This window comes from Streptomyces sp. NPDC058308 (assembly GCF_042880275.1).
Lineage (GTDB): Bacteria > Actinomycetota > Actinomycetes > Streptomycetales > Streptomycetaceae > Streptomyces.
The window spans coordinates 127,513-152,698 of the sequence record NZ_JBHVZA010000014.1; the positions used below are offsets into that span (position 1 = coordinate 127,513).

Genomic DNA, 25,186 nt, shown 5'->3' on the forward strand with positions numbered 1-25,186 from the left:
TGGACAGGTCCGCCATGGTCTGACGTAGGTTGCGAAGTTGTTTGGCCAGCAACCCGCACATGCAACGAAAGGCCTCGTGGTGAGCGAGAAGAAGGAACCGGGTCTCTGGGACGGCTTCAAGGCCTTCCTGATGCGCGGCAATGTCGTCGACCTGGCGGTCGCGGTGGTCATCGGAGCCGCGTTCACGAACATCGTGAACTCCGTGGTCAAGGGCGTCATCAACCCGCTCGTCGGCGCCTTCGGGACGAAGGACCTCGACCACTACCACTCGTGCCTGAAGTCGCCCTGCGAGATGAACGACGCGGGCGAGGTCGCCAAGGGAATCCCGATCATGTGGGGTTCCGTGCTCAGTGCGGTCCTGAGCTTCCTGATCACGGCGGCCGTCGTGTACTTCCTGATGGTGCTCCCCATGGCCAAGTATCTGGCGCGGGTGGCCGCCAGGCGGGCGGAGAAGGAGGGCACGAAGGAGGTCATGGAGATCACCGAGCTGGAGGTGCTCAAGGAGATCCGCGACGCCCTGGTGGCGCAGCGCGGCTCGGGGCACCGCGAGGAGTAGCGCGGGCTCAGAGGTGGTGGGGCGGCTTCTCGTCGAGGAAGCGTGCCAGGTCGGCGGCGCTGCCGTGGCCGGGCTCAGCCCGCTCGCCCCACCCTCGGTCCGTGTCGTCCGAAGACTGCTGCGACAGCGGGTCGTCGAAGGTCAGCGCGTTCCCCGACCGCTTCTTCGGGTCCTGCGGGGTCTTCGGCCTGTCCGGATCTCGCGGTTCGGGGGCGGGGGCGGTGCTCATGTCTCCAGGGTACGCCGGGGGCGCGGGCGGCCGCCGCGAGCAGCTACCGTCAGCTGGCCTTGAGGCCCTGAGCTGCGAAGATCTCCTTCGCCCCGGCCACCTGCGCCGGGGTGGGCGAGGGGGTGGCGCGCAGCGCGAAGTCCTTGCCGAGCGCGTCCCACTTCGCCTCGCCCAGCTTGTGGAAGGGCAGCACGTCGACCCGGGAGACGTTGCCGAGCGAGGCGGCGAAGCGGGCGACGCCCTCGATGTTCGCGGGATCGTCGGTCAGTCCGGGGACGAGGACGAAGCGGACCCAGACGTTCTTGCCGAGGCCGGCCAGCCGGTGGGCGAAGTCGAGGGTGGGCCGCAGGGGGCGCCCGGTGACCTTCCGGTAGGTCTCGGGGTCCCAGGACTTGATGTCGAGCAGGACCAGGTCGGCGTCGCGGAGCAGGGCGTCGGTGGCGCGTGCCCCGAGGAAGCCGGACGTGTCGAGGGCGGTGTGCAGCCCCAGTTCGTGCTTGAGGCGGTGCAGGAGTTCGCCGGTGAAGACGGGCTGCAGGAGGGGTTCGCCGCCGCTGAGGGTGGCTCCGCCCCCGGCCGCGGAGATGAACTTGGTGTACTTGGCGGCCTCGGCGATCACCTCGTCGGCCGTGGTCCGCTTGCCGTCGCGCATCCGCCAGGTGTCGGGGTTGTGGCAGTACAGGCAGGTCAGCGGGCATCCGGCGAGGAACGCGACGAAGCGCGACCCCGGCCCGTCCACGCCGGTGGACAAGTCCCAGGAGTGCACGGAGCCGGTGACGGGGCGGTGGGTCGCGGCCGCCGCGGGGGTGGCCGCGTCCTCGCCGGCCCCGCGGGGGCGTACGGGGATGTCGGTACCGAGCAGAACAGCCATGGCGGAACTCCCGAACTACTGGCAGTGCGTGGTGTGCGCGGCGCCCGGGGCCGGGGTGAGGGCCCGGCCCCGGGGCCGCGGTTCAGGGGCGGCTCCCCGGAGGGAGCCGGTGGCTCAGAGGGAGCCGTGGAAGGTGCGGTTGATGACGTCGAGCTGCTGGTCGCGGGTGAGCCGGATGAAGTTGACCGCGTATCCGGAGACCCGGATGGTCAGCTGCGGGTAGTTCTCCGGGTGCTCCATGGCGTCCTGCAGCGTCGCCTTGTTGAGGACGTTGACGTTCATGTGGAAGCCGTCGCTGGCCATGAAGCCGTCCAGGACACCGGCGAGGTTCGCGACCCGCTCCTCGGGGGTGCGGCCGAGCGCGTCCGGGGTGATGGTGTTGGTCAGCGAGATGCCGTCCTCGGCGTCGTCGTAGTCGAGCTTGGCGACCGACATCGCGGAGGCGATGTAGCCGTGCTCGTCGCGGCCGTTCATCGGGTTGGCCCCGGGGGCGAACGGCTCGCCCGCGCGGCGGCCGTCGGGGGTGTTGCCGGTCTTCTTTCCGTAGACGACGTTCGAGGTGATGGTCAGCACCGACTGGGTGTGCACCGCGTCGCGGTAGGTGGGGTGCTTGCGGACCTTCGCCATGAAGTCGTGCACGATGCGGCGGGCGATGTCGTCGGCACGGTCGTCGTTGTTGCCGTAGGCGGGGTAGTCGCCCTCGATCTCGTAGTCGACGGCGAGACCCGTCTCGTCGCGGACCACCTTGACCTTGGCGTGCTTGATCGCCGAGAGCGAGTCGGCGGCGACCGAGAGACCTGCGATGCCGCACGCCATGGTGCGCAGGATCTCCTGGTCGTGCAGCGCCATCTCGATGCGCTCGTAGGCGTACTTGTCGTGCATGTAGTGGATGACGTTGAGCGCGTGCACGTACGTCTTGGCGAGCCAGTCGAGCATCGCGTCGTACCTGCGCACGACGGTCGCGTAGTCGAGGTATTCGCCCTCGATGGGTGTGAAGCCCGCCACGATGGTCTTGCCGGACTTCTCGTCGCGGCCGCCGTTGATCGCGTAGAGCAGCGCCTTGGCGACGTTCACGCGGGCGCCGAAGAACTGCATCTGCTTGCCGACGGCCATGGCCGAGACGCAGCAGGCGATCGCGGTGTCGTCGCCGTACTTGGGGCGCATCAGCTCGTCGGACTCGAACTGGATGGCCGAGGTGTCGATGGCGACCTGTGCGGCGAACTCCTTGAAGCCCCGCGGCAGTCGCTGCGACCAGAAGACCGTGAGGTTCGGCTCGGGGGCCGGGCCGAGGTTGTAGAGGGTCTGCAGGGCGCGGAAGGTGGTCCGCGAGACCAGCGGGCGGCCGTCCTCGCCGATGCCGGCCATCGACCAGGTGACCCAGGTCGGGTCTCCGGAGAAGCCCTCGTTGTACTCGGGGGTGCGCAGGAAGCGGACGATGCGGAGCTTGATGACGAAGTCGTCGATGAACTCCTGGGCCTCGGCCTCGGTGATGCGGCCCGCCTCGATGTCGCGCTGCAGGTAGATGTCGAGGAAGTTGTCGATGCGGCCGATCGACATGGCCGCGCCGTTCTGCTCCTTCACGGCGGCGAGGTAGGCGAAGTACAGCCACTGGACGGCCTCGCGGCCGGTGGCGGCCGGCTGGGCGATGTCGTAGCCGTACGACATCGCCATGGCCTTCAGTTCCTTGAGGGCCTTGATCTGCTCGGCGATCTCCTCGCGTCCGCGGATGACGTCCTCGGTCGCCCACTTCTCGCCGAGGGCGGCCTTGTCGGCCTCCTTCGCGGCGATCAGGCGGTCGACGCCGTAGAGGGCGACGCGGCGGTAGTCGCCGATGATCCGGCCGCGGCCGTAGGCGTCCGGCAGGCCGGTGATGATGCCGGAGGAGCGGCAGGCGCGGATCTCGGGCGTGTAGGCGTCGAAGACGCCTTCGTTGTGGGTCTTGCGCAGGTGCGTGTAGACGTCCCTGACGTCGGGGTCGGCCTCGTAGCCGTAGGCGTTGAGGGCGCTTTCGACCATCCGCCAGCCGCCGTTGGGCATGATGGCGCGCTTGAGCGGGGCGTCCGTCTGCAGGCCGACGATCAGGTCCTTGTGGTCGGCGGCGGTGCCGTCGACGTAGCCCGGCTTGAAGGCGTCGATCCGGGAAGGGGTCCGCACGTCCACGTCGTGGATGCCGCGCTCGATCTCCGTGGGGAACATCGAGAGGAGCTTCTGCCATACCTGGGTGGTGCGTTCGGTTGCGCCGGCCAGGAAGGAGGCGTCGCCTTCGTACGGGGTGTAGTTCTGCTGCACGAAGTCACGGACGTCGATGGCGTCCCGCCACAGACCGCCCTTGAAGCCCTCCCAGGCCTCGCCGTTCACTGTCGTTTCCGCAGGAGTGGCAGTCATGACCCGCACCTTCCGTCTCGCTTCTTCGCTATGCCTCCATTCCACTCCTCTTTGATCGATCAAAGGGGCAGCAATGGTCCTCGATCAGGGACCCAAGGTCCCTTTCCTGTGCGAGAGAAACATCGGGCACCCCACCTGACCAGGCATTTCCTGTGGGACTTTGGACCCAAGTTCACTTGTGAACGCATTCACAAGAATTTCCGGGGAATCCCGTGGTAACCGGCCGCAAAAAGAGGATGGGCCGAGTGCTCCCACACTCGGCCCATCCGGACCGGATCGCTCACGCCGTCCTGGCGTCAGCTGGGCGACTCCGCGCCCTTGCGGGCGTAGAACCACCAGGCCACCGCGATGCAGCTGACGTAGAAGGCCACGAAGCCCCACATGGCGCTGGTGACCGCGAAGTTGGCGAACATCGCCGGGATGAAGAAGAAGCCGTACGCCGCGATCGCGGAGGTGAAGCCGGTCACCGCGCCCGCTTCCATCTCCGACTGCTTCAGCGCCTTCGCGTACTCGGGCGTGCCCTCGGTCAGGCCCTTCAGGTGCTGGTTGCGGAAGATCACCGGGATCTGGCGGAACGTGGAGCCGTTGCCGATGCCCGAGAAGAAGAACGCGCAGAGGAAGCAGGCGAAGAAGCCCCAGAAGTTGCCGTGGTCACCGCCGGAGGGCAGGAAGTTGATGACGCCGATGATCGAGAGCGCCATGCCGACGAACGAGATGATGGTGACCTTCGCACCGCCGATCTTGTCCGCGATCCAGCCGCCGGCCCAGCGGGCGAGCGCGCCCACGGCCGGACCCATCCAGGCGTACGTGGCCGCGGAGTAGGCCGCGTCGATCGGGGTGAAGGTGGTCTTGATGAGCATCGGCAGGGCCGCGGCGAAGCCGATGAAGGAGCCGAACGTACCGACGTAGAGCCAGGTCATCAGCCAGTTGTGCTTGCGCTTGAAGATGATCTTCTGCTGGCTGAAGGGGGTCGAGGCGACCTTGAGGTCGTTCTGGCCGAACCACGCGACGGCCGCCAGGATCACCAGGACCGGCACCCACAGGAACGCCGCGTTCTGCAGCCAGATCGCCGACCCGTCGGCCTTGTGCTGGGCCGAGCCGACCGCGATGACCGAGCTGGTGATGACGATCGGGGTGAGGAGCTGGACGACGGAGACGCCGAGGTTGCCGAGACCGCCGTTGATGCCGGTGGCGTTGCCCTTGTCCTTCTTGGGGAAGAAGAAGCCGATGTTGGCCAGCGACGAGGCGAAGTTGGCGCCGCCGATGCCGCAGAGGGCCGCGATGGCGATCATCACGCCGTACGAGGTGTCGGGGTTCTGGACGGCGATGCCGAGCCAGATCAGCGGGACCACCAGGACAACCGTGGAGAGCGCGGTGAAGCGGCGCTGGCCGATCATCGGGCCGAGGAAGGTGTAGAGGATCCGGGCCGTGCCGCCCGTCAGGCCCGGCACCGCCGTCAGCCAGAACAGCTGCGAAGTGGTGAAGCCGAAGCCGACGTCCTTGAGGTTGGTCGCGGTGACCGACCACACCTGCCAGACGACGAAGGCGACCAGGAGGGCAGGGACCGCGATCCACAGGTTGCGCGCGGCGACCTTCCTGCCCGCGGACTTCCAGAAGAGTTCGTTCTCCGGCTCCCAGTCGGTGATGGTCTTGCCGGGGCGGTACTGCGCGGGGTCGTACGAGGTGCCCGTGGGCGCGGTCCGCGTCTCTTGGGCGGCAGGCGATCTCATATTGATTCCCAGTTCCCTCAGGGTCCCGACCTTGCTACGGGGCCTGACGTATCCACGATCACGCGCGCGGCGCTCCGGAAGCAGAGGCGTAGGGCACCTGCCGACCAGGCCAAAGAGCGGGAAAGTGACGGGACTTCAGACCTCGGGCGCCATGGCTCGGCGTGCTCAGACCTCGGGCGGCATGCCCCGGCGTGCTCAGACCTCGGGCGGCATGCCTCGGCGTGCTCAGGCCTCGTGCACCGGCAGCGTGACCGACGGGTCGTCCCGACACCGGCCGGTCCGCAGGTCGAACTCCTGCTTGTGCATCGGCGAGGCCACGACGGGGCGGCCGTCACGCGTGCCGAGGATGCCGTGGGCGATCACGTCGGCCCCGGAGTCCATCTGGGCCTCCAGTTCGGCGCAGATGCCCAGCGAGTCGTCGATCAGGACCGAGGTGAGGTGGTCGAGGCCGCCGACGCGCTCGAACCACGGAACGGTGCGCTCGAGCCGTTCGCCGGTCAGCAGGTAGTACATGAGAAAGCGGTCGACGAGGCCGAAGAGCTCGGCGGGGGACAGGTCGGCGGCGAGGAGGTCCGAGGCCGGCCACAGGCCCGCCCGGCCAACCCGCGGACCCGCGCCCCGGCACTGTGCGTCGCCCGGGTGTCGCAGCCGTGCCCTTCGGCGCCGCGGCCTGATCCGGGGGCCGATTTCTGCTGTTCTGAGGGGATGACATCCACTCCCGCCTCCCCCGCCCCCGGAGGCTCTTCGCCCTCGCCTGCCTCCGGAGGGACTGTCCCCTCGTCCGCCGCCAAGCCGCTGCGCCCCCTCCGTGCCCGCGGGCGCGACGAGGAGCACCGCGCCGCGACCCCGCTGGAGCTCTTCTTCGACCTGTGTTTCGTCGTGGCGGTGGCGCAGGCCGGGGCCGAGCTGGTGCACGCCGTCGCAGAGGCGCACACGGGCGAGGGCATCCTCAATTACGCGATGATCTTCTTCGCGCTGTTCTGGGCGTGGGTCAACTTCTCCTGGTTCTCGTCGGCGTACGACAACGACGACGTGCTGTACCGCGTGGTCACGCTGATCCAGATCGCCGGAGTCCTCGTCTTCGCCGCCGGGGTGACCAAGGCCTTCGAGGAGCACGACTTCCTTTTGGTCTGGCTCGGCTACCTGATCATGCGGATCGCGCTCTCCACCCAGTGGCTGCGCGTCGCCAAGGCCGCGACCGGCGCCGAGCGCGGCACCGCCCTGCGGTATGCGGCGGGTGTGGTGGTCTGTCAGATCGGATGGTCCGGGCTGCTGTTCCTGCCGGAGCACGCCCGGCCCTGGCTGTTCCTCGTGATGGCGGTGGCGGAGATGTGCGTGCCGGTGATCGCGGAGCGCGCGTACACGACGCCCTGGCACCCGCATCACATCTCCGAACGGTACGGCCTGTTCACCATCATCGTGCTCGGCGAGACCATCGCGGCGGCGACCGTCGCCGTGAAGTCGGGCATCGAGGAGAACGACGCGCTCGACGAGCTGCTGCCCATCGCCGCGGGCGGCCTCCTCATCGTCTTCGCCGCCTGGTGGATCTACTTCGTCGTGCCCATCCACGGCCGTCTCCGCGGCAACCGCCAGGCCTTCCTGTGGGGTTACGGGCAGTACGTGATCCTCGGCTCGGCCGCCGCGATCGGCGCCGGGATCGAGGTGGCGGTGGAGCAGGCCGTCGGCAAGGCCCACCTCTCGACGCCGGCCGCGTCCGCCGCAGTGACCGTGCCGACGGCGCTCTATCTGTTCACCGTGTGGGCTCTGCACTCCCGTTACTACAAGGTGGGGGCGGCGCAGCAACTGGTATTGCCGGTGAGCGCGTTGGCGGTGCTGGCGAGTACGTTCGCGGGGCGCTGGGCCGTGCTCGTGGCGGGAATCGTGACGGCTGCGACGGTCGCGACGGGGGTGACGCTCACCGCCCGGATGGCCCGCCGCACGTGACCGCGCCCCGTGGTACGCCTGCCCCATGACCTCTGACACCCATGACGTCCATGACACCTCTGACACCTCTGATGCTTCTGCTGGCTCTGATGCCTCTGCTGGCTCTACCGGCTCTACCGGTTCCCTGACCGATGTCGCCGGTCTTCGCGTCGGGCATGCCACGCGGACCGGAGACGGCCGACTCACCGGCACCACCGTGGTCCTCGCGCCCGAGGGCGGTGCCGTCGCCGCCGTGGACGTGCGCGGTGGCGGCCCCGGCACCCGTGAGACGGACGCCCTCGACCCGCGCAATCTGGTGCAGCGCGTCGAGGCCGTCGTCCTCACCGGCGGCAGTGCGTACGGCCTCGACTCCGCGTCGGGCGTGGTGGCCTGGCTGGAGGAGCGGGGCCGGGGCGTGCGGATCGGCCCCGACCCCTTCCACGTCGTCCCCGTCGTCCCGGCCGCCTGCGTCTTCGATCTGGGCCGTGGCGGTGACTTCCGGGCCAGGCCGGACGCGGCGGCCGGCCGGGAGGCCGCCGAGGCCGCCGCGCGCACCGCGCCGTTCACCCCCGTCGAGGAGGGCGGCGTCGGCGCGGGCACCGGCGCGGTGGTCGGCGGCTTCAAGGGCGGTGTGGGCAGCGCGAGCGTCCGCCTCGGCTCGGGGATCACGGTCGCCGCGCTGGTCGTGGCGAACGCCGCGGGCTCGGCGGTCGATCCGGCGACGGGCGTGCTGTACGGGCGGTACTTCGAGGGGCGGCGGGTGGACTACCCCGCGCCCGGGACCCACGAGGAGGCGAAGCGGCGCCTCGCCGAGGCCGCCGCCGAGAACGGCCCGCCGCCCCTGAACACCACCCTCGCCGTGGTCGCCACCGACGCCGCGCTCACCAAGGCCCAGGCGCAGAAGCTGGCCGGCACGTCGCACGACGGCATGGCGCGTGCGGTGCGGCCGGTCCATCTCCTCAACGACGGCGACACGGTCTTCGCCCTCTCCACCGGCGAACACGCCCTGGCCGCCGACAGTCCGCTCGCCCTCAACGAGATCCTCGCCGCGGGCGCGGACGTCGTGACCGCCGCGATCGTACGGGCGATGCTGGCGGCGGACTCGGTGAAGACGCCGGGCGGCTCCTTCCCCGCGTACCCCGACCTCTACGGAAACCAATGAAGGAACCAACGGAGAAACCAACGGAGGAACCAATGAAGAAGCCTAAGAAGGAGCCAGGGAAGAAGCCGACGAAGAAACCAGCGAAAAGGCATCAATAAGGCCAAATCGCCACCATGGCCCACCCGTTGGACTCGGATGTGCCCACACTCACACCGTTCGCCGGGAACCTCCGGACGCACAGGCGCGCTCTTCACTCGTACTGGATCAGAACACGTACTGGATCAGAACACGTACTTGGAGCAGCCCGTGACAAGGTCGGTCATAGTCAACCCCCGGCGCCGTGCCCTGCTGGCCGCCACCGCGCTCGCCGCCGTGGGCGCGCTGACCCTGTCGGCCTGCGGGGGTGACGCGGACGCCAAGGGCGACAAGCAGGGCGACTCGGCCGCCAAGGGCGCGGACATCACCATCTCGTCCAAGGACGGCGCCACCGACGCCTCGATCAACGCCACCGGCGTGAAGGTCAAGGGCGGCAAGCTGACCAGCGTGAAGATGACGTCGGTGACGTCCGGCACGGCGGTCGAGGGCACGATTTCCGGTGACGGCACGAGCTGGAAGCCCAAGTCCCAGCTGGAGCGCGGCACGAAGTACAAGGTGACCGCCAACGCCAAGGACGCCAAGGGCAACGCGGCGACCGAGAACGCGACGTTCTCGACGGTCTCCTCCGCCAACAGCTTCATCGGCACCTACACGCCGGACGGCGGGGCCACGGTCGGCGTCGGCATGCCGGTCTCCTTCAACTTCGACAAGGCGATCACGGAGAAGAAGGACGTCCAGTCGCACATCACGGTCACGTCCAGCAGCGGCCAGAAGGTCGTCGGCCACTGGTTCGGCAACCAGCGCCTGGACTTCCGGCCCGAGGACTACTGGAAGGCCGGCTCCAAGGTCACGATGAAGATCAACCTGGACGGCGTGAAGGGCGCGAACGGCGCCACCGGCGTCCAGAACAAGACCGTCACCTTCACCGTCGGCCGCGCCCAGGTCTCCACGGTCGACGTCGGCGCCAAGAAGATGACGGTCGAGCGCGACGGCAAGGTGATCAAGTCCGTCCCGATCTCCGCGGGCAGCCCGTCGAACCCGACGTACAACGGCAAGATGGTCATTTCGGAGAAGTTCACTCAGACCCGGATGAACGGCGACACGGTCGGCTTCGGCGGAGAGTACGACATCAAGGACGTGCCGCACGCCATGCGCCTGTCCTCGTCGGGCACCTTCATCCACGGCAACTACTGGGGCTCGCCCTCGATCTTCGGCAGCGCCAACACCAGCCACGGCTGCGTCGGCCTGCAGGACGCCCGGGGCGCCGGCGACCCGAACACCCAGGGAGCCTGGTTCTTCAACAACTCCCTGATCGGAGACGTCGTGACGGTCAAGGGCTCCCCCGACAAGACCGTCGCCCCGGACAACGGCCTCAACGGCTGGAACATGTCCTGGAGCGAGTGGACGGCGGGCAGCGCGAGCTGACGCCGCGCCCCTGAGGCACCCCCAACCGAGCGAGCCACGCGGGAACTTCCCCCGTGGCTCGCGCGTTTTCCGGTTCCCGGACATGATGTCGGACCCAGGGGCTACGGTATGCACTCACCAGGTGACATGTAGCAACGCCGGGAGAAGAACCTTGAGCGTTCCGTACGACACCGCGTACGAGCCACCCGAGTCGCCCGAGCCGCACTCCCCGGAGGAGCATCTCGAGCGACTCCTCGGCCGCGCCCTGAACTCCTTCGATCTGCCGGACGAGGTGATGGCCCGCCTCGACTCCGCCCTCGCCCACGACAGTTCCCTGCACTCCGCCCACCACAGCTCGGGCCTGCACCGCGAGACGTACAGGCACACCTGGCTGCTCGCGGACGCCACCGTGCTCACGCTCTGGGAGCTCGTCCACAACACCGCGCCGGGCAGCGCCCCGACGCACGAGATCTACGCCGACGAGGAGGAGGCGGGCGTCGCCACCTCACGGCTGCCGCTGCCGCCCGACACACCCGCGTGCGGCCGGCCCGTCATGCTCCAGCTCCCGGTCGACACCGAGCCCCGGCATGCGTACGCACCCGACGACTCCGCGGACCACGCGCGCCGGCTGCTGCGCCGCGCGGAGAACCCGGACGGCGACCGCCCCGGCAGGAGAGTGGAGCGCCTGCTGCGTGCGGCGTTCGCGCACCAGATCACCCAGGCCTTCGGCCGCCCCTGCCTTTCCGGCGAGATCCGCATGTGCTTCTCGCTCTACGAGCACGCGTTCCTGCTCTTCGACGGCGGCGAGACCAGTCTGTGGGAGGTCGAGCACACGCTCACGCCCGACGGGCGCCACATGTGCGAGGTGTACGACACCGAGGAGGCGGCCCGCGCCGCGATGGAGCGCCGGGCCCAGGAGTGGATGCGGAGCCGGGACAGCCGGGCACAGGGCTGAGCGTGCGAGCCCCCCAAGGGGGACGGTGGGGGGGGCGCGAGTAGGGGGCCGGTGAGGCCGCGAGGCCGCGCGTCAGGGGCGGCCGTCGCCGAACTGCCGTACGAGACCGGCGAAGGCGTCCCGCTCGTCCGCCGTGAGCTCCACGGTCTCCGCCCGCGGAGGGCCCTGCTGGGCCGGAAGCGCGCGGAGCGTCTGCGCCTGCGCCTGGTGCAGCCCCTCCGTGTCGAAGCGGTCCCTGCGCATCACCCGCACCAGGCCGACGGCCCAGACGGCGGTCGCCACGGCCAGCGCGGCCACGCCTATCTGCTGAACGATCGATACATCCTGGAACATGCGGCCCAGTAGACAACAGGGACGGGGTCTTTCGACAGGGGAGATCAGGACTTAGGTCCCGAAGTGACGCAACTCGCACACTCCGGGCCCTGCACCCTTTTATCCGCTTCCCGAACCCTTTAATCCCCTTCCCCACCTTCGCGCACGCCCCTACGGGCAGGCACTCAGACTGCCGCCGACGCCCGCTTGTTTTCGGCCACTTCCGCCACCGGAGCGTCTGCGGCCACTGCCTCGTCCGCGCCCGGAGTCGGCGTCTTCCTCGCGCTCTTGAGCAGGACGACCACGAGCGTCGAGACGCCGACACCGGCCGCGATCGCGAGGGGATAGAGCAGCGGCTGCCCGATCAACGGGACCACGAAGACGCCGCCGTGCGGAGCGCGCAGGGTGCAGCCGAAGGCCATCGACAGGGCGCCGGTGACCGCGCCGCCCGCCATGGAGGCGGGGATGACGCGCAGCGGGTCGGCGGCCGCGAACGGGATCGCGCCCTCCGTGATGAAGGAGGCGCCGAGGAACCAGGCCGCCTTGCCGTTCTCCCGCTCGGTCCTGGTGAAGAGGCGTCCACGGACCGTCGTGGCGAGCGCCATGGCGAGCGGCGGGACCATGCCGGCCGCCATCGTCGCGGCCATCACCTTGAGGCTTCCGTCGGTCGGATGGGTCAGGCCGCCGATCGCGAAGGCGTAGGCCACCTTGTTGAGCGGGCCGCCGAGGTCGAAGCACATCATGAGGCCGAGGATCACGCCGAGGATGATCGCGTTGGCTCCGGAGAGGCCCTCCAGCCAGTCGGTCAGCGCGCTCTGCAGGGAGGCGATGGGCTTGCCGACGACGAGGAACATCAGGAAGCCGACCACCGCCGAGGAGATCAGCGGGATCACCACCACCGGCATGATCCCGCGCAGCACGGCCGGGATGCGGACCCGTTGGATCCCCATGACGACGGCGCCCGCGAGGAGACCCGCGGCGAGACCGCCGAGGAAGCCCGCGTTGATGGTGACGGCGACCGAACCGCCGACGAAGCCGGGGACAAGTCCGGGCCGGTCGGCCATGCCGTACGCGATGTAGCCCGCGAGGACCGGGACCAGGAAGGCGAAGGCGAGGCCGCCGATCTGGAAGAGCAGCGCGGCCCAGCTGGTGTGGTCCGTCCAGATGAAGTGCTCGGCGACGGACGGCGCCTTGTCGATCTTCCAGCCGCCGATGGCGAAGCCGAGGGCGATGAGCAGGCCCCCCGCCGCGACGAACGGGACCATGTAACTGACGCCGGACATCAACCACTTGCGGAGCTTGGTGCCGTAGCCGTCGCCCTCGTCCCCGGCGCCTTCCACCGGCGTGGGGCCCGCGGGGGCGGTGGTCTCGCCGCGGGCCGCCTTCTCCCTCGCCTCGGCGATGAGTTCGGTGGGCCGGTTGATCCCGGCCTTCACCCCTACGTCGACGGTGGGCCTGCCCGCGAAGCGGGGCTTGTCCCGTACGGGGACGTCATGGGCGAAGATCACGGCATCCGCGGCGGCGATGACCGCCGGGTCGAGGCGCGTGAAACCCGCCGACCCCTGCGTCTCCACGGTCAGTTCGACGCCTGCGTCGCGGGCCGCGTTCTCCAGGGACTCGGCCGCCATGTAGGTGTGGGCGATGCCCGTGGGGCAGGAGGTGACGGCGACGATGCGGAACGGCTCGGCCGCGCCGGGACCGCAGTCCTCGGCTTCCTGCTCGGCGACGGGGGCTTCGGCCGGTCGTTCCTCGCCCCTGATCAGGGCCGCCGCCTCCGCCGCCGTCGAGGCGGAGCGCAGCGCGCCCGTGAACTCCCCGTCCATCAACTGCCGTGCCAGCGACGAGAGGATCGTCAGGTGGGCGTCGTCCGCGCCCGCCGGGGCGGCGATCAGGAAGATCAGGTCGGCGGGCCCGTCCGGCGCGCCGAAGTCGATGCCCCGCGCCGAGCGGCCGAAGGCGAGGGTCGGCTCGGTGACGTGCGCGCTGCGGCAGTGCGGGATGCCGATGCCGCCGTCCAGGCCCGTCGGCATCTGCGCCTCGCGCGCGGCCACGTCGGCGAGGAACCCGTCCAGGTCCGTCACGCGCCCGAGAGCCACCATGCGCTCCGCGAGGGAGCGGACCGCGGCTTCCTTGACCGCTCCGGCCTCGTTGGCCGCTCCGGCCTCGTTGGTCGCTGCACCCTCTTCGGTCGCTGCGCCCTCTTCGGTCTCTGCGGTCGCTGCCGTTTCCTTCGCTGCCGTTTCCTTCGTAGCCGCGGACCGGTCGAGTTCGAGGTCGACCAGGTCCGCGGTGATCATCTCGCTCATCGCGGGCTCCTTCGCACGCGTATCGCCCGGCGGGCGGGGGCTGCTGGGGGGACGGTGGCAGGGGGCATCATGCGGCGGGCTCCGTCAGTACGCGGTCCAGCGGGACCTCGTCCGTCACGGTGACCGCCTCCGGCGCGAGGTCCGCGGGGGACGGCATCACGCTGCCCGGCAACTGGACCGCGGCGGCGCCGTGCGCCACGGCCGAGGCGAGCGCGCGGGGGCCTGAGCCGCCCGCGATGAGGAAACCGGCCAGGGAGGAGTCGCCGGCGCCGACGTTGCTGCGCACGACGTCGACGGGGGCGCTCGCGAAGTACGCGCCCGACGCGTCGACCAGGAGCTGGCCGTCGGCGCCGAGGCTGGCGAGGACGGCGCGCGCGCCCGCCGCCCGCAGCTCCCGCGCCGCCTCGACCGCTTCCCCGACCGTCGTGAGGGGGCGGCCCACGGCCCCGGCGAGCTCCTCGGCGTTGGGCTTGACGACGTCGGGGCGTTCGGCGAGCGCGGCGAGCAGTGCGGGCCCTGAGGTGTCCAGGGCGATCCGGGCGCCCGCCTCGTGCGCGCGGGCCACCAGCTCCGCGTACCAGGAGGGGCGCAGACCGCGCGGCAGGCTGCCGCAGCAGGCGATCCAGTCGGCGCCCTGCGACCGCTCGCCGACGGTGGTGAGCAGCAGCTCCCTTTCCTGGTCGGAGAGTTCGGGACCGGGGGCGTTGATCTTGGTGAGCGTGCCGTCGGGCTCGGCGACCGCGATGTTGGAACGGGTCTGTCCGGACACCGGCACCGGGGCGACCTCGATGCCCTGCCCGTCGAGGAGCTGGGCGACGAGCGCGCCGGGCGCGCCGCCCAGCGGCAGCACGGCGACCGTCCGCACGCCCGCCGCCGCGACGGCCCGCGAGACGTTGACGCCCTTGCCGCCCGGGTCCATGCGGTCGCCGGTGGCGCGGACGACCTCGCCCCGGTCGAGCGCGGGCACCTCGTAGGTGCGGTCGAGGGAGGGGTTGGGGGTGACGGTGAGGATCATGCGCGTACCGGCTGCTTCGTCGCTCGTGCGCGTACCGGCTGCTTCGTCGCTCGTGCGCGTACCGACTGCTTCGTTGTTCATGCGCGTACTACTTCCGTGCCTGCGGCCTCGATGGCGGCGGCGTCGTCGGGGTCGAGACCCGTGTCGGTGATCAGCAGGTCCACGTCGGCGAGGCCGCCGAAGCGGGCGAAGTGCTCCTGGCCGTGCTTGGCGGAGTCCGCGAGCAGCACGACACGGCGGGCCGCGGCGACGGCCGCGCGCTTCACGGCGGCCTCGGCGAGGTCGGGGGTGGTGAGGCCGCCCGTTGCCGAGAAGCCGTTGGCGGCGAGGAAGAGGACGTCGGCGCGGATCTCGCCGTACGCCCGCAGGGCCCACGCGTCCACCGCCGCACTGGTGCGCTGCCGGACCCGGCCGCCGATGAGGTGGAGCTGGATGCCGGGGTGGTCGGCGAGGCGGGCGGCGGTGGGCAGTCCGTGCGTGACGACGGTGAGCGTCGACTCCAGCGGGAGCGCCGCCGCGAGCCGCGCGACGGTGGACCCGGCGTCGAGGATGACGCTGCCCTCGGCGGGCAGTTCGGCGAGGGCGGCGCGGGCGATGCGGTCCTTCTGGTCGGCGGCGGTGCCTTCGCGCTCGGCGAGATCCGGCTCGAAGTCGAGCCGCCCGGCGGGGATGGCGCCGCCGTGCACGCGGCGCACGAGACCGGCGCGGTCGAGCGCCTTGAGGTCGCGCCGAATGGTCTCCGCGGTCACCTGGAACTCTTCGGCCAGCGACAGCACGTCGACCCGTCCGCCGTCCCGCGCAAGGCGCAGGATCTCCTGCTGCCGCTCCGGTGCGTACATGTCCGTCTGCCTCCGCCGCATGCCCGAGTCTGTGGTTTCACCGGCACAGTACGGCTGGATTTCCGGAAAGTAAACAGATCCGGGCTCGACTCAGACACAAACGGACTTAAGTACCGGGGCCTGCAACCCCTAGGGCCCGAACGAGGCGGCCCGAACGGCACGGCTCGAACGCACGACCCGAACCCACGACCCGCACACACCGCCCGAACACACGGCCCGAACGCACGGCCCGCCACGACCAGGGACTACGGCCAGCGGAACCCGTCGAGCGCGTCCAGGCACCGCTCCGCGAGCGCGGCCGGACCCTCGGCGCCCCGCGCCGGATCCGTCCCCACCGCCCAGGTCTCCACCGCGACCCGCACCGCCGCACTCGCGACACCCGCCGCGAGGCGCAGCTCCAGCGCCGGCCCGGCGGCCGCATCCGGCGCCCCGGCCCCCGACCGTTCGGCCAGGACCGCGAGCAGTGTCTGCTCCGAGGCGTGGCACGCGTCCGCCCACACCGAGCGCAACGCCGCGCTCTCCGCCGCCATGCGCAGCAGCGCGCGCACCCAGTCCAGGGACTCCGCCGCCGCCGCGCCGTCGGCCGCGAGGGCGTGCGTGACCGCGTGCCGCAGCGCGTCCGGCACCGGCAGCTCCGCCGGCGCCCGGCGCACCGCCTCGGCCCACTGCTGCGCGCCCGCCGCGAAGAGCGGCGCCACCGACTCCTCCTTGGTGGCGAAGTACCGGTAGAACGTGCGCGGCGCGACACCGGCCGCGCGGGCGATGTCCTCGGCGCGGGTGGCCCGCAGCCCGTCCGCGACGAAGAGCGCCGCCGCGGTGCGGGCGATCTCCAGGCGAGTCTCGTTCTTACGTCGCTCCGTCAGCGAACTCGCAGGAACGACAGGCGCATCAGGCACGACAGGTGCATCAGGCACGGCGGGCGCACCAGACACGGCAGGCGCATCAGGCATCTCAGGCATGCCAGGCAGGTTATGCCAGCCGCCACACGTAGACCTGGAGTCCGGAGTCCGGAGGCCCGAGGCCGGAGGCACAACACGCCTGTGTGGCAGAATCTGCCACCGAAAGGCGCGGTGCGGGCAGCGCGCACCCGCGCATGCGGTGCGAGCAAAAGGTGGCAACAGCGGTGCGTCGTCGGCAGTTCCTTCTCCACACGGTCGGCCTCACCGGCGCCACCGCCCTCGGCGCCAGCGGCCTGAGCGCTTGCTCCGCGGAGACCGACACCCCGCTCAAGCTCCTCGTGGCCAGCTACGACAAGAGCGTGGGCTCCTCGATCGGCGACCAGTGGGGCAGCCTCATCGCCGCCTTCGAGAAGGCCCACCCGGACATCAGGGTCGACCTCGAACGCATCCCGTTCGCCAAGCTCGACCGCACCCTGGCCCGGCGCGTGAAGGACGGCGACGCCCCCGACATCGCCCAGTCGAACTTCTTCGCGCCCTACGCCGAGGAGGACAAGCTCTACGGCGCGTCCGACCTCTTCGACGTCCGCACCGAGGGCGACTTCCTCCGCTCCTACGCGGAGGCGGGCATGGTCGACCGCGTCCAGTACGGGCTGCCCTTCCTGGCCAGCACCCCGCGGCTCTTCTACAACAAGGCGCTCTTCAGGCAGGCCCGCATCAAGGCCCCCCGCTCCTGGGCCGAACTGCGGGACGCCGCCAAGGCGTTGAAGGCGATCGGCGTGCCCACCCCCTACGGCCTGCAGCTGGGCCCGGAGGCCGCCGAGGACGAGGCGCTCGCCTGGCTGCTCGCGGACGGCGGCGGTTACGCCGGACTCACCGGCTACGACTTCGCCACCGCGGGCAACATCGACACCCTGACCTGGCTACGCGACAACCTCGTACGGCCGGGCCTCGCGGGCGCCGACCCGAAGTCGCTGACGAGGACGGACGCGTACGCACAGTTCCTGCGCGGCAGGATCGGCATGATGATCGCGCACCCGGTTCTGATGGGCGCCGCCGACCGGGCCAAGTTCCCGTACGCGCACGCCCCGTTCCCCAAGAGGCTCGGCGGCGCGGCGCCGCCCGTGGGGCTCAACGACTGGCTGATGGCGTTCAGGCGGAACGGGCGGCGCGAACAGTGCGGCACGTTCCTGAGCTATCTGTACGGCCGCAAGTCCGCTCTGGCGTACGGCGGGAACCAGGCCGCCCTGCCGGTGACGAGCTCGGCGTCGGACGCCCTGCGCGAGGACCCGAAGCAGCGCCCGATGTGGGACTTCATCGACCAGATGCCACAGGCGCAGTTCCAGCCGACGAACCTCGGCTCGTGGCCGGAGGTCAGGAGCGCCGTACGCCGGCACATCGGCGAGGCGGTGGACAGGGGCGGCGATCCGAAGGGCGTCCTGGAGTCCCTGGACACGGCGGCGACCCGGGCCGAGCTGTAACGCCCGGCCGGACCCCGCGAGCCGCACACCCAGGGCGCCCTCCCGGATCAGGCCCGGATCAGGAGGTCAACGCCGGTTCCTGCACAGGCAGTTCGTCGCCACCGTCCGAGGCAGGACCCTCGTCCAGCCCGCTCCCCTCGACGTGCTGCCGAGGCTTCGCGGGCAGCGCGAACATCAGCAGGAAGATGATCACGAGGACGCCCGTCACCCACCACAGCGCGTTCTGGAACCCGTCCGCGAACTCCGCCGGGATGCGGTTCGGCGCGACGTGCTCGTCGATCACTCCGAAGAAGGCCACCGAGACCAGACCGAGGCCGAGCGCGTTGCCCATCTGCTGCACGGTGTTGATGAGGCCGGAGGCCGAACCGGCGTGCTCCTGCGGGACGTCCGAGAGGACCGCGTCGGTGATCGGGGCCACGATCAGGCCCATGCCGACGCCCATCACCACGAGCGGCAGCGCCATCTGCCAGGACGCGATGCCCGCGCCGTACCGGTCGGCCTCCCAGATGTAGATGAGCACGCCCGCGGCCATCGTCAGGGCTCCGGCCTGCAGCACCTTGCGGCCGAAGCGGGGCACGAGCTGCTGCACGGAAATGCCGGCCGCCGCCGAGACGGCGATCGAGAACGGCACTCCGGTGACCCCGGCGTGCAGCGCGGTCCAGCCGAGGCCGACCTGCATGTAGAGGGTCCAGACGAGGAAGAAGATGCCGAGCGCGATGCCGAACACGGTCTGCACCGCGATGCCCGCGGCGAAGCTCTTCACCTTGAACAGCGAGAGCTCCACCAGCGGCGAACCGTCCTTCGCGGCCTTCCACCTCTCGTACGCGATCAGGGCGCCGAAGACGACGAAGGCGCCCGCCATCATGACGTACCCCCACACCGGCCAGTCCAGCTCGCGGCCGCGGGTCAGCGGGTAGAGCAGCATCAGCAGGCCGAGCGAGACCAGGACGACACCGACGAGGTCGAGTTTGAGGGCTCGCGGCGCCTTGGACTCGGTGATGAACTTGCGGCCGAGCAGCAGGCCCGCGATGCCGACCGGCAGGTTGATGAGGAAGATCGGCCGCCACTGGAGGCCGAAGATGTTCCACTCGGTGAGCAGCGCGCCGAGCAGCGGCCCGGAGACCGCGCCGAGGCCGACGACCATGCCGAAGAGGCCGAAGACCTTGCCGCGCTCGTGCGCCGGGAAGGTCGCGTGCACGATCGAGAGGACCTGCGGCACCATCATGGCGGCCATGCCGCCCTGGAGGATGCGCGAGGCGACCAGCATCTCCGGGTTCACCGCGAAACCGCAGAGCGCGGAGGCGATGGTGAAGCCGGTGATGCCTATGAGGAAGAGCCGTTTGCGGCCATGGATGTCACCGAGCCGCCCGCCGGTGATGAGGCCGGCGGCGAAGGCGAGCGCGTAGCCCGCGGTGATCCACTGGATCTGGCTGAGGGAGGCGCCCTCGTTCCGCTGGATGGACGGGATCGCGATATTGACGATCGTCACGTCGACGAGGTCCATGAAGGCGGCCGTCATCACGATGGCCAGGGCGAACCAGCGCCGCCGGTCGCCGGCGGCCACCGGCGTCCCGGGTACTGAAGTGGTGCTCGGTGAAGTCATGCCGATCAGGCTAGAGGCCATGTAGGACAGCTCACGACCTAATTCTCCGGCATCCTGGACGCTATGAGGACGACGTGAGGATGGGCGACGTGGCAACGGGCGGCACGGCGACGGGCGACATGACGACGAGCACCGTGACAACGGACGGCGCGAGCCCGAGCGGCGGCCGGGCGCCCGGAACGACCACGACGAGGACGAGCGGCACCGACACCCCCGCCCGGCTCTTTCAGCTCCTCTCGCTCCTCCAGACGCCCCGCGAGTGGCCCGGCGCCGAACTCTCCGAGCGGCTCGGCGTCAGCAGGCGCACGGTGCGGCGCGACATCGACCGGCTGCGGGACCTCGGCTACCCGGTGCGGGCCAGCCAGGGCGCGGCCGGCGGTTACCGCCTGGTCGCGGGCAAGGCCATGCCTCCGCTGGTCCTCGACGACGAGGAGGCGGTGGCCATCGCGGTCGGCCTGCGGGCCGGGGCGGGACATGCGGTGGAGGGCGTCGAGGAGGCGTCGGTACGGGCGCTCGCCAAACTGGAACAGGTGCTGCCGTCCCGCCTGCGCCACCGGGTCTCCGCGCTGCAGATCGCGACGACGCCACTGACCAGCGGAGACGGGGCGAGCATCGCGCCGGAGACGCTGACGGTGATGGCGTCGGCCGCGGCCGGCCACGAACGTCTGCGGTTCGCCTACCGCGCGGGCGACGGCACGCAGTCGCGGCGGCTCGCCGAGCCGTACCGCCTGGTGTCGACGGGGCGGCGCTGGTATCTCGTGGCGTACGACATCGACCGCGAGGACTGGCGGACGTTCCGGGTCGACCGGGTGAGCGAGCCCTTCGCGACGGGTGCGCGCTTCGCCCCGCGGGCGCTGCCCAACGGGGACGCCGCGCAGTTCATCCGCGACTCGGTGTGGCGCGGCCGTCCGTCGTACGACCTGGACGTGACCTTCGCCGCGCCCGCGGAGTTCGTCACCGCGCGCATGCCGTCGGGGGTCGGCCCCCTGGTCTCCCTGGACGACCACCGCTGCCGCCTGCGCACCACGTCGACGGACTCCATCGAGTGGCTGGCCGTCCGCCTGGCAGTCATGGACTGCGACTTCACGGTGCACGGCCCCGCTGAACTGGTCGCGTGCGTAAGGGAGATGGGCGCACGCCTGTCGAGGGCGTCGGGTAACACCGCAGAATGACAGCGGGCTGCCCAAAGGGGCGGGCTGCTCAAGGGGCGGGCGGGGAAGACCTCGCGCGAGGCGCGAGAGAACCCTGGCGGAAGCGCGAGCGAACCCCGGCCCCGGGGGACGAATCGGTACCCCAACCCCGTGCCCCCGCTGAGCCGGCCGCCCTAGGCCGCCGCGTCGAAGCCCGTGTCCCGCGCCAGCTTCTTCAGTTCGAGCAGCGCGTGCTTCTCGATCTGCCGGATCCGCTCGCGGGTCAGCCCGTGCTCCTTGCCGACCTCCGTCAGCGTCCGCTCCCGGCCGTCGTCGATGCCGTACCGCATCTTGATGATGGAAGCCGTGCGCTGGTCGAGGCGGCCTATCAGGTCGTCGAGCTCCTCGCTGCGCAGCAGGGAGAGAACGGACTGCTCGGGCGAGACGGCGGAGGTGTCCTCCAGGAGGTCGCCGAACTGGGTGTCGCCTTCGTCGTCCACGCCCATGTTCAGCGAGACGGGGTCGCGCGCCCAGTCCAGGACGTCCGTGACGCGCTCGGGCGTCGAGGAGAGCTCCTTGGCGATCTCCGCGGGCTCCGGCTCCCGGCCGTTCTCACGGTTGAACTCGCGCTGCACACGGCGGATCCGGCCCAGCTCCTCCACCAGGTGGACGGGGAGGCGGATGGTGCGGGACTGGTCGGCTATGGAGCGGGTGATGGCCTGGCGGATCCACCACGTGGCGTACGTGGAGAACTTGAAACCCTTGGCGTAGTCGAACTTCTCGACGGCGCGGACCAGGCCCGCGTTGCCCTCCTGGATCAGGTCGAGGAGGGGCAGGCCGCTGCGCGGATAGCGGCGGGCCACCGCGACGACCAGGCGGAGGTTCGAACGGATGAAGACGTCCTTGGCCCGCTCGCCGTCGGCGACGAGCGCCTCCAGCTCCTCGGGGCCCGCGGTGACCTTGCTGTCCTCGACCTCGCCGTCCAGGATCTTCCTGGCGTACACCCCCGCCTCGATGACCTGGGAGAGCTCCACTTCCTTGGCGGCGTCGAGCAGTGGCGTACGCGCGATCTCGTCGAGGTACATGCCGACCAGGTCGCGGTCGGCGATCTCCCCGCCTACGGCGCGAACACTGCGCGCCGCGTCGCTTCCGCCGGAGGCGGACTTACGACGGGCGACGGCACGGGTTGCCATGCGTGCTCCCTTGCGATGTGGTTGTCCTGGTCGGCCCATGTGTGGGGCCTCTGTGGTGGATGGCACACCCTCGAGTGCCCTGCATCCGATGGAAACAACGACTGGAATCCGGACAGAATTCCCAAGCCGACCATCTTTTTTCCTGACGGTGCAGTACCCTGTGCGGCCACGCAGGGAGGCCGGATGGTGTCGGAGTGTGCAGAGGTCCAGGTCAGGCCGGGCGCCGACGCCGACCTCGAAGCCCTGACGGACCTCTACAACCACTACGTGCGTGAGACGGCCGTCACCTTCGACACCCCGTCCTCCGCCCGGAAGAGCGCCGCCCTTGGCTGCTCTTCCGCCCCTGAAGACGGCCCGCACCGCCTGTTGGTTGCTCACCGGCGCGAGTCCGGTCCCCACTCTGATCGTGTGCTCGGTTACGCGACGAGTAGTCCTTTCCGACGGCCCTTTCCGGCAGTCCCTTCCGACGGTCCTTTCCGACCGAAGTCCGCGCCATGAGCGTTCCGGGTTCCGGGTTCCGGGTTCCGGCACTGGGAGGTACAAGACGGGTGCGAGCTGCTCCTCGACCCCCGGACCTAGGCCCCGAGACCGTTCCCCGTCCGCAGGTCAGCGGCCTACGGTCCCCCCATGAACGACACAGGCGCAGGCGCCACGACGGGCGACACCACGGGCACCCTCGACGAAGCCCTTGAGCGCCTGCACGCCGCCGGGCCCGAGCGGCTCGGCCGGCTCACCAATCACGCGCCGATGGCCGTCGAGGCACTCGCCGCGCGCGGGCAGGCCGGCGCCGTTCACCGCTGGCTCGATCTCTACGCCCCCAAACTGGAGGAGTTTCCCTCCTCGGTCGAGCCGGTCACCGGGGCGAACTGGCCCGCGGCGCTGGGCGACCCGCGCCGCGCCGCGGACTGGATCGCGTACTTCCGCCGGGAGACCGGGGAACGGCCCTGGCGCGACGTGCTCGCCGAGTGGTGGCCGCGCCTGCTCCCCGGCCTGTACGGCGGCTCCACGCACCCGGTGATCAGGGTGGGCCACGCCGTGCGCACCCTGGCGGAGCGCGGCGGCACCGGCCCGCGGCTCGCCGAGCTCGCGCACGGCCTCGGCTACTGGGCCGCCCGGCACCGCCCCGTCACGGGCATCACCCCGCTGCCGAGCGCCCTGAGCGCGGCGGACGCCCTGGAAGCTGTGCCGCCGATCGACGGAGGTACGGCGGGCAGCTTCCCTGAACGGCTCGGGCGGGTCGGCGCCCTGCCGCGGTGGGGCGCCGATGTGACGGGCCCCGAAGAGGCGCGGCGCAGGCTGACCGAGCTGGTGCGGGCGGCCACCCACCGGTACGCCACGCACGGCCACGGCGAGGAGACGATGCTGGTGCACGCGGCGACCGCGCCCAACGCCGTGCTGCGCGCCCTGCCCGCACTCCCCCGCACCCTGTGGGTGCCGAGCCTGCACGCCGCGTGGACCGCGTCGGCGGCGGTCACCGCCATGTACGCGCCGGACGAGCCGGTGGCGTACGCCGCGCCCGGCACGTACACCGCCGACGAGGTCTTCGAGCGGGCCCTCGCGCACGGCGACGAGCACGTCATCAAGCTGACGGACACGGCGCTGGACGTCGGCGACGAACAGGCCCTGGCGGCGGCCCTGCGCGCGATGGAACTCAGCGAACCGCTCGCCTGATGCCCGTCACGGCGCCCTTCGCCCGACGACCGTCACGCAGCACGTCACCCGAACTGCACCGACCTCTTCGCGAGCCCCATCCAGAACCCGTCGATCACGCTGCGCTGCCCGGCGAGGTCCCCCGCGGCCTCGGCCGCGCCGAGCGTCACGAAGAGGGGTGCGAAGTGCTCGGTGCGCGGGTGGGCGAGCTGCCCGGCCGGGGACTTGTGCCCGAAGTCGAGCAGCGCGTCCACGTCGCCCGCCTCCAGGGCCTCGTACCCCCAGGCGTCGAACTCCGCCGACCAGGAGGGGACGCCGCCCTGCCGCAGCGCCGCCAGGTTGTGCGTGAAGAAGCCGCTGCCGACGATCAGCACGCCCTCCTCGCGCAGCGGCGCCAGCTTGCGGCCGATGTCCATGAGGCGGCGCGGGTCGAGGGTCGGCAGGGAGATCTGGAGGACGGGGATGTCGGCGTCCGGGTACATCTCCACGAGCGGCACGTACGCGCCGTGGTCGAGCCCCCGATCCGGCACGTCCTGCACGGGCGTGCCCGACGCGCGCAGCAACGCCCGTACGGAGGCGGCGAGTTCGGGGGCGCCGGGGGCCGCGTACGTCACCTGGTAGTAGTGCTCGGGGAAGCCCCAGAAGTCGTACACGAGCGGCAGCGTCTCGGTGGCGGACAGGGCGAGCGGCGCCTCCTCCCAGTGGGCGGAGACCATGAGGATCGCCTTCGGGCGCGGCAGCCCCGCCGACCAGGCGGCCAGCTCGCCGGGCCAGACCGGGTCGTCGGCGAGCGGCGGGGCGCCGTGGCTGAGATACAGGGCGGGCATGCGGGACATCGCGCACCTCCGAACGGGATCAAGCGGGATCAGCGGGATCAGCGGGATCAAGCACACCCAAAACTACTTGAAAGCTCAAGCTCTACTCTCCGAGCGTACGCATGGTTTGTTCAAAGTTCAAGGAACCACCTCGTACAGTGGGGTACATGGATACGGCAGCGACCCCTCCCCCGGCCGACGACCCGCGCTGGCTGGACGGCGATGAGCAGCGCGTCTGGCGCGCCTACCTCCAGGCGACCACGCTCCTGGACGACTTCCTCGACCGCCAGTTGCAGCGCGACGCGGGCATGCCGCACATGTACTACGGCCTATTGGTCCAGCTGTCCGACGCCCCCCGGCGGCGCCTGCGGATGACCGAGCTGGCCAAGACGATGAAGATCACCCGGTCCCGTCTCTCGCACGCGGTCGCGCGCCTGGAGAAGAGCGGCTGGGTGCGCCGCGAGGACTGCCCCTCCGACAGGCGCGGGCAGCTCGCGATCCTCACGGACGAGGGGTTCGAGGTGCTGCGCAGGACGGCTCCCGGCCATGTCACCGCCGTCCGCCAGGCCCTCTTCGACCGGCTCACCCCCGAACAGCAGAAGTCCCTCGGCGAGATCATGACGATCGTCGCCGAGGGACTTCAGCCGAAGGAGGCCGGGGCGGACCTCCCCTGGCTCCGCTAGACGCTCCGCTCT

Annotated in this window: 22 protein-coding genes and 1 pseudogene; 10 read left to right on the forward strand and 13 right to left on the reverse strand. The window is 70.7% G+C overall.

Going from position 1 to position 25,186, the window contains the following annotated elements; all coding sequences use genetic code 11:
• Positions 1 to 76: 76 nt before the first annotated feature.
• Positions 77 to 556 (forward strand): large conductance mechanosensitive channel protein MscL, encoded by a 480-nt coding sequence (mscL, locus tag ACFVYL_RS20500; RefSeq protein WP_389717981.1) that lies wholly within the window; start codon positions 77 to 79, stop codon positions 554 to 556.
• A 7-nt stretch (positions 557 to 563) separates the two neighbouring features.
• Here mscL and ACFVYL_RS20505 read toward each other — a convergent pair whose 3' ends face one another.
• The 5 genes from ACFVYL_RS20505 to ACFVYL_RS20525 form a co-directional block, all read right to left on the reverse strand.
• Positions 564 to 785, reverse strand: a complete 222-nt coding sequence (locus ACFVYL_RS20505; RefSeq protein WP_389717984.1) for a hypothetical protein — start codon at positions 783 to 785, stop codon at positions 564 to 566.
• Between the two features lie 49 nt (positions 786 to 834).
• Positions 835 to 1,656: a pyruvate formate-lyase-activating protein gene (pflA, locus tag ACFVYL_RS20510; protein WP_389717985.1), complete on the reverse strand. Its 822-nt coding sequence runs from the start codon at positions 1,654 to 1,656 to the stop codon at positions 835 to 837.
• 114 nt (positions 1,657 to 1,770) lie between these two features.
• Complete coding sequence (gene pflB, locus ACFVYL_RS20515) at positions 1,771 to 4,041, reverse strand: formate C-acetyltransferase (protein WP_389717988.1); 2,271 nt, start codon at positions 4,039 to 4,041, stop codon at positions 1,771 to 1,773.
• Between the two features lie 296 nt (positions 4,042 to 4,337).
• A complete protein-coding gene (locus ACFVYL_RS20520; protein ID WP_389717990.1) occupies positions 4,338 to 5,771 on the reverse strand; it encodes a NarK family nitrate/nitrite MFS transporter in 1,434 nt (477 codons plus the stop codon).
• 225 nt (positions 5,772 to 5,996) lie between these two features.
• Positions 5,997 to 6,284, reverse strand: coding sequence for a nitrite reductase (NAD(P)H) small subunit (locus tag ACFVYL_RS20525; RefSeq protein WP_389717993.1), 288 nt, complete (start codon positions 6,282 to 6,284; stop codon positions 5,997 to 5,999).
• A gap of 192 nt (positions 6,285 to 6,476) precedes the next feature.
• Between ACFVYL_RS20525 and ACFVYL_RS20530 the strand changes: the two genes are divergently transcribed.
• The 4 genes from ACFVYL_RS20530 to ACFVYL_RS20545 all read left to right on the forward strand — a co-directional run bounded on the left by ACFVYL_RS20530 (position 6,477) and on the right by ACFVYL_RS20545 (position 11,251).
• Positions 6,477 to 7,715, forward strand: a complete 1,239-nt coding sequence (locus ACFVYL_RS20530; RefSeq protein ID WP_389717996.1) for a low temperature requirement protein A — start codon at positions 6,477 to 6,479, stop codon at positions 7,713 to 7,715.
• A 124-nt stretch (positions 7,716 to 7,839) separates the two neighbouring features.
• Positions 7,840 to 8,856, forward strand: a complete 1,017-nt coding sequence (locus ACFVYL_RS20535) for a P1 family peptidase (protein ID WP_389718196.1) — start codon at positions 7,840 to 7,842, stop codon at positions 8,854 to 8,856.
• 135 nt (positions 8,857 to 8,991) lie between these two features.
• Positions 8,992 to 10,317, forward strand: a complete 1,326-nt coding sequence (locus ACFVYL_RS20540; RefSeq protein ID WP_389718000.1) for an Ig-like domain-containing protein — start codon at positions 8,992 to 8,994, stop codon at positions 10,315 to 10,317.
• A gap of 151 nt (positions 10,318 to 10,468) precedes the next feature.
• Positions 10,469 to 11,251 carry a DUF6227 family protein gene (locus ACFVYL_RS20545; protein WP_389718002.1) on the forward strand — a complete coding sequence of 261 codons (783 nt, stop codon included), beginning with the start codon at positions 10,469 to 10,471 and terminating at the stop codon, positions 11,249 to 11,251.
• 72 nt (positions 11,252 to 11,323) lie between these two features.
• Here ACFVYL_RS20545 and ACFVYL_RS20550 read toward each other — a convergent pair whose 3' ends face one another.
• The 5 genes from ACFVYL_RS20550 to ACFVYL_RS20570 all read right to left on the reverse strand — a co-directional run bounded on the left by ACFVYL_RS20550 (position 11,324) and on the right by ACFVYL_RS20570 (position 16,673).
• A complete protein-coding gene (locus ACFVYL_RS20550; RefSeq protein WP_389718004.1) occupies positions 11,324 to 11,584 on the reverse strand; it encodes a hypothetical protein in 261 nt (86 codons plus the stop codon).
• 164 nt (positions 11,585 to 11,748) lie between these two features.
• Positions 11,749 to 13,869 (reverse strand): fructose-specific PTS transporter subunit EIIC, encoded by a 2,121-nt coding sequence (locus ACFVYL_RS20555; RefSeq protein WP_389718007.1) that lies wholly within the window; start codon positions 13,867 to 13,869, stop codon positions 11,749 to 11,751.
• Between the two features lie 67 nt (positions 13,870 to 13,936).
• A complete protein-coding gene (gene pfkB, locus ACFVYL_RS20560; RefSeq protein WP_389718199.1) occupies positions 13,937 to 14,884 on the reverse strand; it encodes a 1-phosphofructokinase in 948 nt (315 codons plus the stop codon).
• Between the two features lie 77 nt (positions 14,885 to 14,961).
• Positions 14,962 to 15,723, reverse strand: a complete 762-nt coding sequence (locus ACFVYL_RS20565) for a DeoR/GlpR family DNA-binding transcription regulator (RefSeq protein ID WP_389718202.1) — start codon at positions 15,721 to 15,723, stop codon at positions 14,962 to 14,964.
• Positions 15,724 to 15,968: 245 nt separating this feature from the next.
• Positions 15,969 to 16,673 carry a TetR family transcriptional regulator gene (locus ACFVYL_RS20570; RefSeq protein WP_389718204.1) on the reverse strand — a complete coding sequence of 235 codons (705 nt, stop codon included), beginning with the start codon at positions 16,671 to 16,673 and terminating at the stop codon, positions 15,969 to 15,971.
• A 173-nt stretch (positions 16,674 to 16,846) separates the two neighbouring features.
• Here ACFVYL_RS20570 and ACFVYL_RS20575 point away from each other — a divergent pair, with 173 nt between their 5' ends.
• Positions 16,847 to 18,100 (forward strand): ABC transporter substrate-binding protein, encoded by a 1,254-nt coding sequence (locus ACFVYL_RS20575; RefSeq protein ID WP_389718010.1) that lies wholly within the window; start codon positions 16,847 to 16,849, stop codon positions 18,098 to 18,100.
• Between the two features lie 58 nt (positions 18,101 to 18,158).
• Here ACFVYL_RS20575 and ACFVYL_RS20580 read toward each other — a convergent pair whose 3' ends face one another.
• Entirely contained in the window at positions 18,159 to 19,703 is a 1,545-nt protein-coding gene (locus ACFVYL_RS20580; RefSeq protein ID WP_389718013.1) for an MFS transporter, read from the reverse strand.
• An 80-nt stretch (positions 19,704 to 19,783) separates the two neighbouring features.
• Between ACFVYL_RS20580 and ACFVYL_RS20585 the strand changes: the two genes are divergently transcribed.
• On the forward strand, positions 19,784 to 20,875 hold the full coding sequence (locus ACFVYL_RS20585) for a helix-turn-helix transcriptional regulator (RefSeq protein WP_389718015.1): 1,092 nt from the start codon (positions 19,784 to 19,786) through the stop codon (positions 20,873 to 20,875).
• A gap of 152 nt (positions 20,876 to 21,027) precedes the next feature.
• Here the strand turns inward: ACFVYL_RS20585 and ACFVYL_RS20590 are convergent, their stop codons facing one another.
• Positions 21,028 to 22,026, reverse strand: coding sequence for an RNA polymerase sigma factor RpoD/SigA (locus tag ACFVYL_RS20590; RefSeq protein ID WP_389718018.1), 999 nt, complete (start codon positions 22,024 to 22,026; stop codon positions 21,028 to 21,030).
• A 183-nt stretch (positions 22,027 to 22,209) separates the two neighbouring features.
• Here ACFVYL_RS20590 and ACFVYL_RS20595 point away from each other — a divergent pair.
• A pseudogene (locus ACFVYL_RS20595) lies at positions 22,210 to 22,467 on the forward strand (GNAT family N-acetyltransferase); the annotation flags it as partial.
• A gap of 186 nt (positions 22,468 to 22,653) precedes the next feature.
• Positions 22,654 to 23,697 carry a questin oxidase family protein gene (locus ACFVYL_RS20600; protein ID WP_389718021.1) on the forward strand — a complete coding sequence of 348 codons (1,044 nt, stop codon included), beginning with the start codon at positions 22,654 to 22,656 and terminating at the stop codon, positions 23,695 to 23,697.
• Between the two features lie 44 nt (positions 23,698 to 23,741).
• On the opposite strand, the gene ACFVYL_RS20605 is transcribed toward ACFVYL_RS20600, so the two are convergent.
• A complete protein-coding gene (locus ACFVYL_RS20605; RefSeq protein ID WP_389718023.1) occupies positions 23,742 to 24,512 on the reverse strand; it encodes a dioxygenase in 771 nt (256 codons plus the stop codon).
• A 146-nt stretch (positions 24,513 to 24,658) separates the two neighbouring features.
• On the opposite strand from ACFVYL_RS20605, the gene ACFVYL_RS20610 reads away from it, so the two are divergent.
• A complete protein-coding gene (locus ACFVYL_RS20610) occupies positions 24,659 to 25,174 on the forward strand; it encodes a MarR family winged helix-turn-helix transcriptional regulator (protein ID WP_389718025.1) in 516 nt (171 codons plus the stop codon).
• The last annotated feature ends 12 nt before the right edge of the window (positions 25,175 to 25,186 follow it).

Bases quoted from the DNA above. Each gene is read 5' to 3' on its own strand.
- ACFVYL_RS20505 (WP_389717984.1), bottom strand. From the start codon at position 785: ATGAGCACCGCCCCCGCCCCCGAACCGCGAGATCCGGACAGGCCGAAG.
- pflA (WP_389717985.1), bottom strand. From the start codon at position 1,656: ATGGCTGTTCTGCTCGGTACCGACATCCCCGTACGCCCCCGCGGGGCC.
- pflB (WP_389717988.1), bottom strand. From the start codon at position 4,041: ATGACTGCCACTCCTGCGGAAACGACAGTGAACGGCGAGGCCTGGGAG.
- ACFVYL_RS20520 (WP_389717990.1), bottom strand. From the start codon at position 5,771: ATGAGATCGCCTGCCGCCCAAGAGACGCGGACCGCGCCCACGGGCACC.
- ACFVYL_RS20525 (WP_389717993.1), bottom strand. From the start codon at position 6,284: ATGTACTACCTGCTGACCGGCGAACGGCTCGAGCGCACCGTTCCGTGG.
- ACFVYL_RS20530 (WP_389717996.1), top strand. From the start codon at position 6,477: ATGACATCCACTCCCGCCTCCCCCGCCCCCGGAGGCTCTTCGCCCTCG.
- ACFVYL_RS20540 (WP_389718000.1), top strand. From the start codon at position 8,992: ATGTGCCCACACTCACACCGTTCGCCGGGAACCTCCGGACGCACAGGC.
- ACFVYL_RS20550 (WP_389718004.1), bottom strand. From the start codon at position 11,584: ATGTTCCAGGATGTATCGATCGTTCAGCAGATAGGCGTGGCCGCGCTG.
- ACFVYL_RS20555 (WP_389718007.1), bottom strand. From the start codon at position 13,869: ATGAGCGAGATGATCACCGCGGACCTGGTCGACCTCGAACTCGACCGG.
- pfkB (WP_389718199.1), bottom strand. From the start codon at position 14,884: ATGATCCTCACCGTCACCCCCAACCCCTCCCTCGACCGCACCTACGAG.
- ACFVYL_RS20565 (WP_389718202.1), bottom strand. From the start codon at position 15,723: ATGTACGCACCGGAGCGGCAGCAGGAGATCCTGCGCCTTGCGCGGGAC.
- ACFVYL_RS20570 (WP_389718204.1), bottom strand. From the start codon at position 16,673: ATGCCTGATGCGCCTGCCGTGTCTGGTGCGCCCGCCGTGCCTGATGCA.
- ACFVYL_RS20580 (WP_389718013.1), bottom strand. From the start codon at position 19,703: ATGACTTCACCGAGCACCACTTCAGTACCCGGGACGCCGGTGGCCGCC.
- ACFVYL_RS20585 (WP_389718015.1), top strand. From the start codon at position 19,784: ATGGGCGACGTGGCAACGGGCGGCACGGCGACGGGCGACATGACGACG.
- ACFVYL_RS20590 (WP_389718018.1), bottom strand. From the start codon at position 22,026: ATGGCAACCCGTGCCGTCGCCCGTCGTAAGTCCGCCTCCGGCGGAAGC.
- ACFVYL_RS20600 (WP_389718021.1), top strand. From the start codon at position 22,654: ATGAACGACACAGGCGCAGGCGCCACGACGGGCGACACCACGGGCACC.
- ACFVYL_RS20605 (WP_389718023.1), bottom strand. From the start codon at position 24,512: ATGTCCCGCATGCCCGCCCTGTATCTCAGCCACGGCGCCCCGCCGCTC.
- ACFVYL_RS20610 (WP_389718025.1), top strand. From the start codon at position 24,659: ATGGATACGGCAGCGACCCCTCCCCCGGCCGACGACCCGCGCTGGCTG.